Raw genomic sequence first — 12,794 nt, 5'->3', positions numbered from 1 at the left:
TGTCGCGAAGAAAATACCGCTCGCCTCATACGCAACTTGTCCACACCCATTACTACGCCTGGCATTGTGGATAACTCTTTTCAGCTGCACCCCTTCAGTCGGCACCTGTCCGCCGAACTCCTTCAGTACATTCCTGTCAGTCGGACCTTGGCTATACGCTCAATAACGTGATGGCGTACGACTGAAACTGTCGACCTGCCAGCCATCGCGCACGACTTGCGCCTCGAGGCGCTGCTCGACGTCATCGGGAAGCTCATGGAAGAAATCCAACCCTGTCAGTGACTCGATGCGATCGATGCTGACCAGAAAACGGTCCAGCGGTTCATCTCCCCTCACCTGCTGCGGGAAGAGAAAGGCCAACGCGCGCGGTGCCTGTCGACCCGAGCCGGGCGAGATGATGATTTTGTAGAAGGCATCGGGAATCTCGATCAGATTGGGCAGCCGCTCGATACTGCCGCTGAAGACCGGCCCTGCCGTGATCCATAGTGCGCCTTCGTGCGGCAGGATGCTGTCCATGATGGCAGCCTCCAGACGTTGCCAGAGCTTGCGATTGAGCGCCGGTGTCTGTGGCGAGATATTCGTCATGCGAAAGGTCTGATGCTGCGCCTTGACGCCGTAGATCTTGCCGATGGCGTAGTTGGGCGCCAGGTGCCCACGGTCGTAGCCACTGTTGCGATAGCTATCCGGCGTGACGGGCCATAGCGAGCGCCAGTCGCGCTCGAACTCGTCAGGACGCTCTCCCAGCCGCGACCCTTGAGTATTCTCGAGCCGCCATGTCACCCACAACGGGTTGGCGCGCAGATCAGACCAGCCCACCAGATAGGCATCGCTGCGCAAGCCGCGCGCCAGCGTCTTCCAGTCCAGTGCACGCGCCTGCGGCACGCCCTGCCAGACGTAGAACTGCTGGTAGTCGCGCTCCTGCCACCACCAGAGCCCACCCCCTACCAGTGCAAACACCACGCTGACCCCGAAGCCCCGCCACAGCTTGCGGCCGGCCGAGCGAATATCGTCCATCACATCCAGCATCCCGCCATTTCCTTCTTGTCGTTGCAGTTACCTCGGCAAGGCATGCATCCATCATTTCGCCATGGCTAGCGGGCCACAGCGACGTCATTCACGTTCCTGCGTCGATTCCATCATGCCAGAGTTCTGCCAGCGAGGCTGACGGTTGCCCCAACTCAAGCCACAATAAGCAGGTAGCGCCCGCTTGATGCACCATCGGCGAGCAGGGACCTCCTGACAAATCTGCCCGAACACCGATGGCGCAGAACCTGACCACATGTTCAGTACCTGGCATGCCACCTGCATCCATGAATGCCAGCAAGCGGTCAGCAATGCCACGCAGAGTGCCCACCAAGGTGCCGGTGGCACCCGCGACACTGCAACGACTGACATGCAAGCGCCTCCTGACAGGCGAGCCGTGACCGCAGCACATCCCGACGGTTGTGCTCCATTGATGAGAAGGAATCCGACCATGGCCAATCAGAGCCGCCGTAACTTCATGCGCAATAGTCTGCTGGGGCTCGCTGCCCTGCCGCTGGGCGCCGCCATACTCTCACCCCGCGCCCTTGCCGCCGACCTGCCGCGACTGGATACCTCCAATCCGCAAGCCAAGGCGCTCAACTACGTGGAAGTCGCCAGTGAAGCCAAGAACCACCCCGCCTTCAAGCCGGGTTCGGACTGCGCCAACTGCATGTTCTACAAGCCCGAGAACGAAGGCTGCCAGCTTTTCCCAAGCCATAGCGTCGAGCCGAAGGGCTGGTGTCAGTCCTGGACCAAGCGCCCGGCCTGAGACGCTCAACCGGAACCCTCTGGCCGAGAGCACGAGCATGAGCACGAGAGCCGATTGAGACAAGAAAACCGCCGCGAGGGTGTCCTCACGGCGGTTTTTTCATGCCTGCCTTATGCCGATTGCGCGCCGGTCAGGTCAGGCATCCCTCGACACCCCCTCGATCCGCCATGAGCGTCACCTGAAGCCCTGTCAGCCGGGATTGGCGTCCTCCGGCAGTGGCCACTGGTAGCGCCTTGCCACCTCATCGTTCTCCATCGACTCCAGATGGACAGGGAAGCCCCACAGCTGATGCAGATAGCGCATCACGGGGTAGACGCTGCGCGCCAGCGGGCGCCGATCATCCTGCACATGGCGCAGGGTCAGCGAGCGATCACCGCGAATGTTGGCGGCCCACACCTGGATATTCGGCTCACGGTGGCTCAGTGCGTACTGCACGCACAGCGCCTCACGAATGCGCTTGTAACCGCGACTGTCGTGAATGGCGTCGATGACGAGATGCTCATCGCTGTCGTCATCGACCAGCGAGAACAGCTTGAGATCCCGGATCACCTTGGGCGACAGGAATTGCTGGATGAAGGACTCATCCTTGAAGTTGCGCATCGCGAAGTGCACCGTTTCCAGCCAGTCGCTGCCGGCGATATCCGGGAACCACTCACGATCCTCATCGTCGGGGTGCTCACAGATACGCTTGATATCGGTGAACATCGCGAAGCCCAGCGCATAGGGATTGATGCCGTTGTAATGCGGGTGATCGAAGCCGGGCTGCTGCACCACCGAGGTATGCGACTGCAGGAACTCGAGAATCACGCCCTCGCCGATCAACCCCTCATCGTAGAGCTGATTCATGATGGTGTAGTGCCAGAAACACGCCCAGCCCTCGTTCATCACCTGCGTCTGGCGCTGTGGATAGAAGTACTGCGCCAGCTTGCGCACGATACGCACCAGCTCGCGCTGCCAGGGCTCCAGCAACGGGGCATTCTTCTCGATGAAATAGAGCAGGTTCTCCTGCGGTTCCGGCGGATAGCGGCCGCGACGATGCAGACCGAGGGGGTCATTGACCTCATCGACCACCTCGTCCTCCTCGCCCGCCTGGGGAATCGTGGTCCACAGCGCATTCACCTGGGCCTGCAGATAGGCCTCACGCTCCTGCTGACGCTGGACCTCCTCTTCCGGCGAGATGGCCGAAGGACGCTTGTAGCGATCCACGCCATAGTTCTGAAGCGCATGGCAGGCGTCGAGCAGCTGCTCGACGGCGTCCACGCCATGACGCTCCTCGCACTCGGACACGTATTTCCGCGCGAAGACGAGGTAGTCGATGATCGCCGAGGCATCCGTCCAGGTGCGGAACAGATAATTGCCCTTGAAGAAGCTGTTGTGGCCATAGCAGGCATGCGCCATGACCAGAATCTGCATCATCAGGGTGTTCTCTTCCATCAGATAGGCGATGCACGGATCGGAGTTAATCACCAGCTCATAGGCCAGCCCCATCTGCCCTCGCCGATACGCCTGCTCCACCGACAGGAACTGCTTGCCGAACGACCAGTGATGGTAGCCGACCGGCATGCCGATGCTGGCGTAGGCATCCATCATCTGCTCGGACGTGATCACCTCGATCTGGTTGGGGTAGATATCCAGCTTGTACTGCGCGGCGATGCGCGCGATCTCGCTTTCGAAATGCTCGAGCAATTCGAAGGTCCAATCCGACCCGCTGGCCGGCTGGGTGTCTTCCAACCGGCTATCGATGCGCTTGCTCATTCGGTCATCAAGACCGCCATCAAGACCATGACTCATGAGGCCTCCTGGCCCGGCGCGACTGCCGGGCACGTCGCATGATGTGATCAGGCGCTGATGCGGCGCTTGAACAGCTCGCGGAATACCGGATAGATATCGCCTGCCTCGACGATCTGCTGCATGGCAAAGCGTTCCGGAAATTCCGCCTCGACCCGCTCGTACTCCTCCCATAGCGCCTGATGGGCATGCGGCGTGATCTCCACATAGGCGTAGTACTGCAGGCGCGGCATCAGCTTCTTGATCATCAGTTCACGACAGTTGGTGGAATCGTCGTCCCAGTTGTCGCCATCCGAGGCCTGCGCCACGTAGAGATTCCACTCACCGGCCGGATAGCGCGATTCGATCACCTCATCGAGCAGCGTGAGGGCACTGGACACGATGGTGCCGCCGGTCTCGCGGGAGTAGAAGAACTCCTCCTCGTCGACTTCCTTGGCAGCGGTGTGGTGACGGATGAAGACCAGCTCGACCTTCTCGTAGTTGCGCTCCAGAAACAGATACAACAACAGGAAGAAACGCTTGCCGATGTCCTTGTGCGCCTGGGTCATCGACCCCGAGACATCCATCACGCAGAACATCACCGCCTTGTTGGACGGCATCGGCTGATTGATGAGGTGGTTGTAGCGCAGATCATAGGTATCGAGGAACGGCACCGCCTTGAGGCGCGCCTCGAGCCGCTCGATTTCCGCCTTGAGCTCACTGATGCGCACCTTGTTGCGCAGCACCGGGTCCTTGCGCTCCTCCTGCTCCAGCGCTTCGACAGCCTCCTTCAGCGCCCGCTTGATCGGGGAACGCATCGCGATGCGCCGCGCCTGTGCCGAGCGCATCGAGCGCACGATATTGATACGTGCCGGTGTGCCGTCACGCGCGATCCCCGCGCGCACCGGGCGCACCTCTTCCATGTCGGCGATCTGCTTGCGCTCCAGATGCGGCAGTTCCAGCCCGTCGAAGACGAACTCGAGAAATTCCTCACGCGACAGGGTGAAGGCAAAGTCATCTTCCCCCTCGCCCTGGTTGGAGGCCTGACCCTCGCCACTGCCGCCTCCCCCACCACCGCCGCTGGGACGGCGCATGCGGTCCCCTTCGACAAACTCCTTGTTGCCGGGATTGATCACACGCCGCTTGCCGCCCTGACCGTGCTGGAAGACCGGCTCGGAAATGTCACGCGTCGGGATGGAGACTTCCTCACCGCGCTCCATGTCGGTGATGGAGCGCCGATTGACGGCATCCTCCACCGCCCGCTTGATATGACTGCGATAGCGCCGAATGAAGCGCTGTCGATTCACTGCACTCTTGTTGCGTGCATTGCTGCGTCGATCAATGAAATAACTCATTCGCCCTCCTTGCCGGCCCCGCCCTCAGCGGATGGCCGGATGGCAAGTGCCGGCGGCAATCGAGCCCGCCGGCAGGCCTGTCGTCAGTCGGCAGGGCTTACTGCGACTTGCGTACGCGCAGGTACCATTCGGACAACAGGCGCACCTGCTTCTCGGTGTAGCCGCGATCCACCATGCGCGCCACGAAGTCCTCGTGCTTGCGCTGGTCGGATGCCGAGGCCTTGGCATTGAAGGAGATGACCGGCAGCAGCTCTTCGGTATTGGCGAACATCTTCTTCTCGATCACCGCACGCAGCTTCTCGTAGGACTGCCAGCTCGGGTTGGTACCGTTGTTCTGCGCCCGTGCGCGCAGCACGAAGTTGACCACCTCGTGACGGAAATCCTTCGGGTTGGAGATGCCCGCGGGCTTCTCGATCTTCTCCAGCTCCTCGTTGAGTGACTGACGGTCCAGCAGTTCGCCGGTCTCGGGATCGCGATACTCCTGCTCCTGGATCCAGAAGTCGGCATAGGTCACATAGCGATCGAAGATGTTCTGCCCATACTCGGAATAGGACTCGAGATAGGCGGTCTGGATCTCCTTGCCGATGAAATCGACGTAGCGGGGCGCCAGGTATTCCTTGATATAGCGCAGGTAGCGCTCGTGGGTTTCCTTGGGCAGCTGCTCCTGATCGAGGCGCTGCTCCAGCACGTAGAGCAGATGGACCGGATTGGCCGCGACCTCACTGGCATCGAAGTTGAAGACCTTGGAGAGAATCTTGAAGGCAAAGCGTGTCGAGAGCCCATCCATCCCCTCGTCGACACCGGCGCTGTCGCGGTATTCCTGGATCGACTTGGCGCGCGGATCGGTATCCTTGAGGTTCTCGCCATCATAGATGCGCATCTTCGAGTAGACGCTGGAATTCTCCGGCTCACGCAGACGCGACAGCACGATGAACTGCGACAGCATGCGCAGCGTATCCGGAGCACAGGGCGCCTGATTCAGCGACGAATGCTCCAGCAGCTTGGCGTAGATCTTGACCTCCTCGGAGGCGCGTAGGCAGTAAGGCACCTTGACGATATAGACGCGATCGAGGAAGGCCTCGTTGTTGCGATTGTTGCGGAATGCCTGCCACTCGCTCTCGTTGGAGTGCGCCAGCACCACGCCATCGAAGGGAATCGCGCCCATGCCTTCCGTCGGGTTGTAATTGCCCTCCTGGGTCGCGGTCAGCAGCGGATGCAGCACCTTGATCGGCGCCTTGAACATCTCGACGAATTCCATCAGCCCCTGGTTGGCCTTGCACAGCCCGCCGGAGAAGCTGTAGGCATCCGGGTCGTCCTGGGCATAGAGCTCCAGTTGACGGATATCGACCTTGCCGACCAGCGCGGAAATGTCCTGGTTATTGTCATCGCCCGGCTCGGTCTTGGAGATACCGATCTGATTGAGGCGCGAGGGATAGAGCTTGACCACGCGGAACTTGCTGATATCACCGCCATATTCCTTGAGACGCTTGGCGGCCCACGGTGACATGGCACTGCGCATGCAGCGCTGGGGAATGCCGTACTCCTTCTCGATCAGCTCGCCATCTTCCTCCGGCGAGAACAGCCCCAGCGGAGACTCGAAGACCGGCGAGCCCTTGATGGCATAGAAGGGAATCTGCTCCATCAGCAGCTTGAGACGCTCCGCCAGAGACGACTTGCCGCCGCCCACCGGGCCGAGCAGATACAGGATCTGCTTGCGCTCCTCCAGTCCCTGCGCCGCATGCCGGAAGTAGGAAACGATCTGCTCGATAGCCTCTTCCATGCCATAGAACTCGGCAAAGCTTGGATAACGGCGGATCAGCTTGTTGGAAAAGATACGGGAAAGACTGGGGTCCTTGGCGGTATCGATGACCTCCGGTTCACCGATGGCCGCCAGCATGCGCTCGGCAGCGCTGGCGTAGGCAGTAGTGTCCTGCCGGCACAACTCCAGGTACTCCTGGAGACTCATCTCTTCTTGCTGAATCCGCTCGTAGCGGCTCTGCACGTGATCGAAGATGCTCATGGAAGCCTCCTTGTCGCGACATCAGTCGCTGGGACCATCGCCGGGCCCACTCAGGTAAGACCGCAAAATTCGTTCGTCCGCTCAGCCTGGATAGCGTACGCAGGACGACTGCCTCGGCGTGTTTATCAGCATAGGTCGATATAGGGTGCTGGTGTCCAATACAGTGAATGAATGCATTCAACGAACTTTCCGCCGGCGGAGCCAGTTCTGCCAAGCACCGCAGGATCTACGGCAGCCAGTGGGTCAGCAGACACTACGATGGCGCCTGAACACCCCTGACAACGCGTTGAAGAAAGCTTCGAAAGACGCGAAAACTCGACCAATGCTTCTGCTGTCGCGGGTGATTCACTCATGGCATGTTGCACCGCAGCACACCTTGAGCATAGGAACAGACTGACGGTTGACGCCAGTCACTCTCACGCCCAGACGACACTGCATACCAGCCAGTCGAGCAAGAATGGCCGCGCCCACACCTCACACCCGACCGCCTCCGCCACGCTTCATACAGCCTCCTAGCTCACCACAAAGACCATGAAAACAACGACTGGCGACGAAGTGGCTACCAACCTGATCAGACTCTTGCCTCAGACACGCATGACGTTGACAAGAGCGGACAACCGGCCACAAAAAAATCCCCACCGCCGGGGCGATGGGGATCTCGAGGGAGGCGCTCACGCCTTGGGGACTGCCTGAATCAAGAGGCTCACAGCACGTCGCGAATATCCTTGAGCAAGGCGTCGAGCAACTCGGTGGTGGTATTCCAGGAGCAGACGAAGCGCGCGCCACCCGCACCGATGAAGGTATAGAAGGTCCAGCCACGCTCACGCAGTGCCGCCAGCACATGCTCGGGGAAGCTGGCGAACACGCTGTTGGCCTCGCTGGGGAACAGCAGCTCGATGCCCTCCAGCACCTCGAGTCGCTCGGCCAGATACTGTGCCATGCCGTTTGCATGGCGGGCGTTGTTCAGCCAGACATCATTTTCCAGTAGCCCCATCCAGGGCGCCGCGATGAAGCGCATCTTGGAGGCCAGCTGACCGGCCTGCTTGCAGCGGTAATCGAAATCGCGTGCCAGCTTGCGATCGAAGAAGATCACCGCCTCCCCCATGGCCAGACCATTCTTGGTACCGGAGAAGCACAGCACGTCCACGCCCGCCTTCCAGGTCAGCTCGGCCGGTGAGACATTCAGCGCGGCGCAGGCATTGGCGAAACGGGCGCCATCCATATGGATCTGCAGATCATGACGGTCCGCCACTTCACGAATCGCCTGCAGCTCTTCCAGGCTGTAGACGGTGCCGACCTCGGTGCACTGGGTCAGGGAGATCACGCGCGGACGCGGATAGTGGATATCGCTGCGCTTGGTGACCAGCTGCTCGATACCTTCCGGCGTCAGCTTGCCGTCGGGGCCCGGCGCGTTGAGCAACTTGGAACCGTTGGAGAAGAACTCCGGCCCACCGCATTCATCGGTCTCGATATGGGCCAGCTCGTGGCAGATGACGCTGTGGTAGGACTGGCACAGGTGAGCCAGCGACAGGGAGTTGGCGGCGGTGCCATTGAAGACGAAGAACACCTCACACTCGGTCTCGAACAGCTGACGGAAACTGTCGGTGACCTGCTGTGTCCAGCGGTCATTGCCGTAGGCGAGATCATCATCACGATTGGCCTGCATCATGTACGCCATCGCCTCGGGACAGATACCGGACGTGTTGTCACTGGCCAGAAAGCGTGAAGTACACGCTTCATCGGCAGCAGAGGTCGCAGCGGGGGTCGGGGCAATGGCGTCAGTCGTCATGGGAATTTCCAGAGCGGGACAGGGGATCACCCTGTCCGGTGAAACAGACACGGCTCCCGGATGGCAGGAGCCGCTGCAGAAACTCCATCATAACAGCGCTGCACGCCGCCGCCAGTGGCAGGTGAAGGCTGCACGCAAGCCACTGGATGGCGCCTCGCGGGAAGGCACGAGCCAGATGACACTCGCCTCGCCAGCACCCTCAGATGGCCTGCAACGCCGGATAACCTCGTCGCCCCTGCAAGCCCCCGCTGTGCAGCACGCGAATGCGCGTACCGCGCGCGATCAGACCATTGGCCAGATGATGCGCCAGCGCCGCAAACAGCTTGGCGGTGTAGACCGGCTCCACCGCAACGCCTGTCTCGGCCTCGAAGCGCTGAATGAACTGGATCAACCAGTCAGGCGCCTTGGCAAAGCCGCCGGCCTGCGCCCCCAGCCACAGGCCCCACTCCGGCGTCTTCTGCTGGCTGCCGCCACTCTCCGCCAGCAGGCGACGCACACGATGATAGAGCTGATCGCCATGGTTCATGGTCGGCACCCCGATGACCCGCAGCCCATCGCGCTCGCCCAGCGCACTCAGCACTCCGGCAAGCGTCGTGCCGCTGCCACAGGCCAGCAGCACCAGCTGCGGCGCAGATTCGCCTGGCACCGGCTCGGCCAGCGCCTGAGCCAACGGTGCCAGCCCGGCGACGCCTTCCACGCAACCGCCACCCTCGGGAATCCATACCCCCTCGCCATGGCGCCTGCCAAAATCAGGCTGGTCGCGCTGCCGGTACTCGGCTCGCGAGACGAAACTCAAGCGCATGCCATTGTCGCGCGCATCGGCGAGCGTGGGCGTCAGCGGCGCTTCGGGATGCCCGCGTACCAGGCCATGCGTCTCGATACCCAATCTGGCCCCCGCCGCCGCCAGCGCATGCAGATGGTTCGACCAACCACCCCCACAGCTGATGATGCCCCGCTTCTCGCTCAACGCCCTGGCCAGCGGCAGGCGCAACTTCCAGGCCTTGTTGCCAGAAATCTCGCTATCCAGCGTGTCGGCGCGCAGGCACTCGACGATCACACCGGCCTCATCGGCCAGTGGCCACGCCAGGCGCTCGACCGCTGGCGGCGCGAACAGATCCAGCAGGCTATCCAGTGTCTCGGCTACCGGCGGGGAGGCGGCCAGCGATGATGAAGTCCGAGCATCCTCCCTGTGAGGCGGCAAAGGACTGTCCTCGGTGTCCGGCATCAGAGCCTCAGCGGTGGCATGGCGTGAGGCGGCAGCGTGCGGTGACATGAGCAGATCCCATCGTGGCGGCAAGGCAGAGATCAGAGCGCATCGAGCCGCTGGCGCGGCGCCCGAGGCAAACTCTGAAGACGACAAAGCCACCACGGAGGCACATGCAGCAAAGGCACGGCGTCCGCGGTGGCTTCCATCAGTCTAGGCAGTGGTCAGGCTCAGCTCAACGCTGAATATCCCCATGCGTGATCGCGGTCAACTCAAAGGGCAGCGGCCGCCATGGTGCCCTGCGCGATCGCGCGCTTGGCATCCAGCTCAGCCGCCTTGTCGGCGCCCCCGATGATATGCAGCTCCACCCCCGCCGCCTCCAGAGGCGCCTTCAGCTCCAGCACCGAATCCTGCCCGGCGCACAGCACGATGCTGTCCAGCGCCAGATGCTGCTCTTCGCCATTGAGGCTGACGGTCAGGCCTTCATTGTCGATCGAGCGATACTCACAGCCGGCGACCATCTTGACGCCACGCTGCTTGAGGGTCGCGCGATGCACCCAGCCAGTGGTCTTGCCCAGCCCCTTGCCGGGCTTGGAGGTCTTGCGCTGCAGCAGCCACACCTCACGAGGCGCCTGCGGCACCACGGGTGCCTTGAGGCCGCCAGGCGTGCTGACCGAGAGATCCACCCCCCACTCCTCGCACCACAGCTCACCATCCAGCGAGGGCGACGGCTCGACGTGAGTCATCAGCTCCGCGACATCGAAGCCGATCCCGCCAGCCCCGATCAACGCCACGCGACGCCCGACCCGCTCCGGCGCACTGATCGCCTCGGCATAGCTGAGCACCTGACCCCGCTCGATACCGGCTTCGACACCCTCGATATCCGGCGTCCGCGCCTTCACCCCCGAGGCCAGAATCACGGCATCGAATTCCGCCAGCATCTCGGCGGTGGCGCGAGTATTGAGACGCACCTCGACCCCACAACGCACCAGCTTCTCATTGAAGTAACGCAGTGTCTCGTCGAACTCTTCCTTGCCGGGAATACGACGCGCGAAATTGAACTGGCCACCCACCTCGGACTGCGCCTCGAACAGCACCACGTCGTGACCACGCTCGGCCGCCGTCACGGCAGCAGATAACCCCGCCGGCCCAGCGCCCACCACTGCCACGCGGCGCTCATGTCGCGCGGGCTCGATCACCATCTCGGTTTCATGGCAGGCACGCGGATTGACCAGGCACGAGGTCAGCTTCATCTGGAAGGTGTGATCGAGACACGCCTGATTGCAGGCGATGCAAGTATTGATGATGGCAGCATCGTCCGCCCTGGCCTTGCTGACCCATTGCGGGTCAGCCAGGAACGGTCGCGCCATCGACACCATGTCGGCATGACCCTCGGCCAGCACCGACTCGGCAACCTCGGGCATGTTGATGCGATTGGTGGTGATCAGCGGCAGACTGAGCTCCTGCTTCATGCGCTGGGTCAGCCCCGTGAAGACAGCGCGCGGCACGCTGGTGACGATGGTCGGCACACGCGCCTCATGCCAGCCGATGCCGGTATTGATCAGGCTCGCCCCTGCCGCCTCGATGGCCTTGCCGAGCGCGACCACTTCCTCCCAGGTGCTGCCCTCATCGACCAGATCCAGCATCGAGAGGCGATAGATGATCAGGAAGTCCTCGCCCAGCGCGGCACGGATACCGGCGACGATCTCCACCGCCAGGCGGATGCGATTCTCGAAGCTGCCCCCGTACTCATCCTCGCGCTGATTGGTGCGCCGACAGATGAACTGATTGATGAAATAGCCTTCCGAGCCCATCACCTCGACGCCGTCATAGCCGGCCTCGCGTGCCAGGCTGGCGCAGCGCACGTAGTCGGCGATCTGCTCCTTGACCTCTGACGTGCTCAGCGCGCGTGGCGTGAAGGGGTTGATCGGCGCCTGAATCGCCGAGGGCGCGACCTGATCCGGCGAGTAGGCATAACGCCCCGCATGCAGAATCTGCAGACAGATGCGTCCATCCTCGGCGTGCACCGCATCGGTGACCTCACGATGGTGCTTCGCCTCCTCCGGGGTGGTCAGCTTCGCGGCCCCCTGCATGACAGCCCCTTCCGCATTCGGCGCGATACCGCCCGTGACGATCAGCGCCACCCCATGGCGCGCACGCTCACGATAGAACGCCGCCAGGCGCGCGAAGCCATTGGGAGTCTCCTCAAGCCCCGTGTGCATAGAGCCCATCAGCACACGGTTCTTGAGCGTGATGTGGCCCAACGTCAGCGGACGGAAGATATTCGGATAGGCAGTCATTGCGGTCTCTCCTTGGCTGTCTCGAGCACCTCGGACAATCATTGTTATATCGCGCCGCCACCACTCTCATCAGCAACACTCACTCAGTCATGGTCGTCAGTAACAGGTTGTCAGGACATCAACGACTGATGATAGATGGCAAACGGTCGTATGAAACGAGTGATCCCAGTGTAGAGCATCGCGCCATGGGCTCAATACTCCCAAAGGCCACATTGCGAATGACGCCAGTGATGGCACCAGTGAGGGGAAAACCGCGCAGGACACCCATCAACGGGCAAGAGCGAAATGTCGTGATGTGCTCAGGGAAGGCCGACAAGCCTGGAACATGGCCAGGTCGAGAAGAGAGAAGAGAGAAGAAAGAGGCAAGAACAGGAGGCAAGAGGCAAGGACAGGGAGGCAAGCGGGCCGGGCCAGTACTGAAGACTTTCCGACAGCCAGAAACGCAAAAACCCGAGCTCGAAAGCTCGGGTTTCACGAATTCTATGAGATCGAATGGCGGACCGGACGGGACTCGAACCCGCGACCTCCGGCGTGACAGGCCGGCATTCTAACCAACTGAACTACCGG

At 61.7% G+C, this 12,794-nt stretch carries 8 protein-coding genes; 1 reads left to right on the top strand and 7 read right to left on the bottom strand.

Going from position 1 to position 12,794, the window contains the following annotated elements:
- Window positions 1–159 precede the first annotated feature (159 nt).
- Complete coding sequence (locus MSG32_RS11940; RefSeq protein WP_248379861.1) at window positions 160–1,026, bottom strand: DNA/RNA non-specific endonuclease; 867 nt, start codon at window positions 1,024–1,026, stop codon at window positions 160–162.
- 448 nt (window positions 1,027–1,474) lie between these two features.
- On the opposite strand from MSG32_RS11940, the gene MSG32_RS11935 reads away from it, so the two are divergent.
- Complete coding sequence (locus tag MSG32_RS11935; RefSeq protein ID WP_248379859.1) at window positions 1,475–1,792, top strand: high-potential iron-sulfur protein; 318 nt, start codon at window positions 1,475–1,477, stop codon at window positions 1,790–1,792.
- 189 nt (window positions 1,793–1,981) lie between these two features.
- Here the strand turns inward: MSG32_RS11935 and MSG32_RS11930 are convergent, their stop codons facing one another.
- The 6 genes from MSG32_RS11930 to MSG32_RS11905 form a co-directional block, all read right to left on the bottom strand.
- Window positions 1,982–3,547: a SpoVR family protein gene (locus MSG32_RS11930; protein WP_248380152.1), complete on the bottom strand. Its 1,566-nt coding sequence runs from the start codon at window positions 3,545–3,547 to the stop codon at window positions 1,982–1,984.
- A gap of 83 nt (window positions 3,548–3,630) precedes the next feature.
- Window positions 3,631–4,914: a YeaH/YhbH family protein gene (locus MSG32_RS11925; RefSeq protein WP_043334759.1), complete on the bottom strand. Its 1,284-nt coding sequence runs from the start codon at window positions 4,912–4,914 to the stop codon at window positions 3,631–3,633.
- Window positions 4,915–5,011: 97 nt separating this feature from the next.
- Entirely contained in the window at window positions 5,012–6,934 is a 1,923-nt protein-coding gene (locus MSG32_RS11920; protein WP_043334761.1) for a PrkA family serine protein kinase, read from the bottom strand.
- 703 nt (window positions 6,935–7,637) lie between these two features.
- Window positions 7,638–8,723 carry a low specificity L-threonine aldolase gene (locus MSG32_RS11915; protein WP_248379857.1) on the bottom strand — a complete coding sequence of 362 codons (1,086 nt, stop codon included), beginning with the start codon at window positions 8,721–8,723 and terminating at the stop codon, window positions 7,638–7,640.
- Window positions 8,724–8,922: 199 nt separating this feature from the next.
- Window positions 8,923–9,996 (bottom strand): pyridoxal-phosphate dependent enzyme, encoded by a 1,074-nt coding sequence (locus MSG32_RS11910; RefSeq protein WP_248379855.1) that lies wholly within the window; start codon window positions 9,994–9,996, stop codon window positions 8,923–8,925.
- 203 nt (window positions 9,997–10,199) lie between these two features.
- Window positions 10,200–12,227, bottom strand: coding sequence for an NADPH-dependent 2,4-dienoyl-CoA reductase (locus tag MSG32_RS11905; protein ID WP_248379853.1), 2,028 nt, complete (start codon window positions 12,225–12,227; stop codon window positions 10,200–10,202).
- Window positions 12,228–12,794: the final 567 nt, after the last annotated feature.

The sequence above is a fragment of the Cobetia sp. 1CM21F genome (assembly GCF_023161745.1).
GTDB lineage: Bacteria > Pseudomonadota > Gammaproteobacteria > Pseudomonadales > Halomonadaceae > Cobetia > Cobetia amphilecti.
This window is presented reverse-complemented; position numbering and strand designations above follow the sequence as displayed.

What these genes read in the sequence shown, in the direction of transcription:
- MSG32_RS11940 (WP_248379861.1), bottom strand. Translation starts at nt 1,026, where the DNA reads ATGCTGGATGTGATGGACGATATTCGCTCGGCCGGCCGCAAGCTGTGG.
- MSG32_RS11905 (WP_248379853.1), bottom strand. Translation starts at nt 12,227, where the DNA reads ATGACTGCCTATCCGAATATCTTCCGTCCGCTGACGTTGGGCCACATC.
- MSG32_RS11920 (WP_043334761.1), bottom strand. Translation starts at nt 6,934, where the DNA reads ATGAGCATCTTCGATCACGTGCAGAGCCGCTACGAGCGGATTCAGCAA.
- MSG32_RS11925 (WP_043334759.1), bottom strand. Translation starts at nt 4,914, where the DNA reads ATGAGTTATTTCATTGATCGACGCAGCAATGCACGCAACAAGAGTGCA.
- MSG32_RS11910 (WP_248379855.1), bottom strand. Translation starts at nt 9,996, where the DNA reads ATGTCACCGCACGCTGCCGCCTCACGCCATGCCACCGCTGAGGCTCTG.
- MSG32_RS11935 (WP_248379859.1), top strand. Translation starts at nt 1,475, where the DNA reads ATGGCCAATCAGAGCCGCCGTAACTTCATGCGCAATAGTCTGCTGGGG.
- MSG32_RS11915 (WP_248379857.1), bottom strand. Translation starts at nt 8,723, where the DNA reads ATGACGACTGACGCCATTGCCCCGACCCCCGCTGCGACCTCTGCTGCC.
- MSG32_RS11930 (WP_248380152.1), bottom strand. Translation starts at nt 3,547, where the DNA reads ATGAGCAAGCGCATCGATAGCCGGTTGGAAGACACCCAGCCGGCCAGC.